Consider the following 1652-nt stretch of genomic DNA (forward strand, 5'->3'; position numbering starts at 1 on the left):
GACCCACTTCGCGAAGCCGAGCGTGCCGGGGCCGAACACCTGCCGGTAGTCGAGCTCCTGGAAGGCCTCGCGGTCGCGCTGGTCGCTCGCCACCTGGCCGATGAACAGCACCATCGGCGTGCTGTCCTGGAAGGCGGTGTGCAGCCCGATGCTGGCGTTGGTGGCACCGGGGCCGCGCGTCACGAAGCACACGCCCGGGCGGCCGGTCAGCTTGCCCTGCGCCTCGGCCATGAAGGCGGCGCCGCCCTCCTGCCGGCAGGCGATGAAGCGGATGCTGTCGCGGTGTTCATGGAAGCCGTCGAGCACCGCCAGGTAGCTCTCGCCGGGGACACCGAAGACGGTGTCGATGCCCTGGGCGATCAGGGCTTCGACGAGCACATGGCCGGCGAGGCGTTGCGGGCGGGGCGAGGAGGACGCGGATTCAGTCATGTCGGCGCGGCGCAGGAAGCTGGACAGAAGCGCCCAGTGTGCCTCGTGCGCTGACGATTCGCGGCAACCTGGAACAGGATGTGTCCGCGGGCGACGCAATCGGCGTCTGCGCTGGCGCATATGGTGCACATGCGCTGCGCCGATGGGTCGCGCGAACGCAGCGCCGGCGCGGGCTGGCGGGCCGCGTGGGCGGCCCTGCCCCGTGCGTCGCCGCGGCACCCGCATGGCCCGCGACTTGCCCCTGCCTGGCCATGAAAAAGACTTCCCTGCTGGCCGCCCTGTTCGCAACCGTTGCCCTCGCCGCCTGCAGCGGCGGCGGTGGAGACAGCCCTGCGCCGTCGCCCGTCGGAGGCGGCGCACCGTCGCCGGCCCCAGCCCCAGCCCCGGCGCCGGCCCCTTCGCCGAGCCCGGCTCCCGCTCCGAGTCCCGCTCCGGCACCGGCGCCGAGTCCTGCGCCATCCCCGAGCCCCGCACCGAGTCCGGCACCCGCGCCGGCACCGAGCCCGGCTCCGGCCCCCGCGCCGTCCGCCAACACCTGGTCGGACCTGGGCAACACCCAGGCTCCCGCCCACACGGCGTCCCCGACGAGCAACAACGGCACGCCGACGCTCGGCGGCACGCTGACCTTCACGAACATCGGCGCCAAGGGCTACTGGGGCCGCCGCATCGAGGCGCAGGCCGGCAGCGCGAGCTGCAACGTGCAGTCGGAAGTCATCAAGTTCCCGTGGGGTGATGAATCCTGCTGCCGCACGAAGCACGACGTCACCAGCGACAGGATCAGCCCGTTCAACGAAGAACTCGGGCTGGTGCTCGACGGCCCGCTGCGCATCAAGCAACTGGTCGTCTACCAGCCGCTGGGCGCCACCGACGGCAACTGGGCGATCCGCTCGTTCTGGGACCGCCGCACGCCCGACAAGCCGTACAACTTCCACTTCTCCGGACCGAAAGGTTCGAAGGTGCTGCCCAGCGAGCTCGGCAACAGCTGCACCGTCTTCGCGTCGCAGGAGAAGYCGTTCAAGTGCGGCCCCGGCAGCGACCCGTACTGCCCGGGCTCCGACCTCGACTTCGTCGGCTGGAAGGGCTCGAAGCTGGTCGTGATGCTGGCCGGCATGCCGTACGCCGACGACCCGACGATGAAGCCGCTGAGCTGCGTCACCGACGGCAAGGACGAGAAGGCCGAAGACTCGCCGTGGCTCGCGGTCGCCCCGTCGGAGCTGTACCGC

The 1652-nt window shown here is 71.4% G+C and carries 2 protein-coding genes; one reads left to right on the forward strand and one right to left on the reverse strand.

Annotated elements, in window-relative coordinates:
• The coding region (locus AC1D12_RS32835; protein WP_477845306.1) for a thiamine pyrophosphate-binding protein at window positions 1-429 on the reverse strand (429 nt) is incomplete at its 3' end.
• A 251-nt stretch (window positions 430-680) separates the two neighbouring features.
• On the opposite strand from AC1D12_RS32835, the gene AC1D12_RS32840 reads away from it, so the two are divergent.
• On the forward strand, window positions 681-1652 hold a 972-nt coding region (locus AC1D12_RS32840; protein WP_477845307.1), incomplete at its 3' end, for a cell wall protein YJL171C/Tos1 domain-containing protein.

The sequence above is a fragment of the Rhizobacter sp. P1_G5 genome (genome assembly GCF_056405435.1).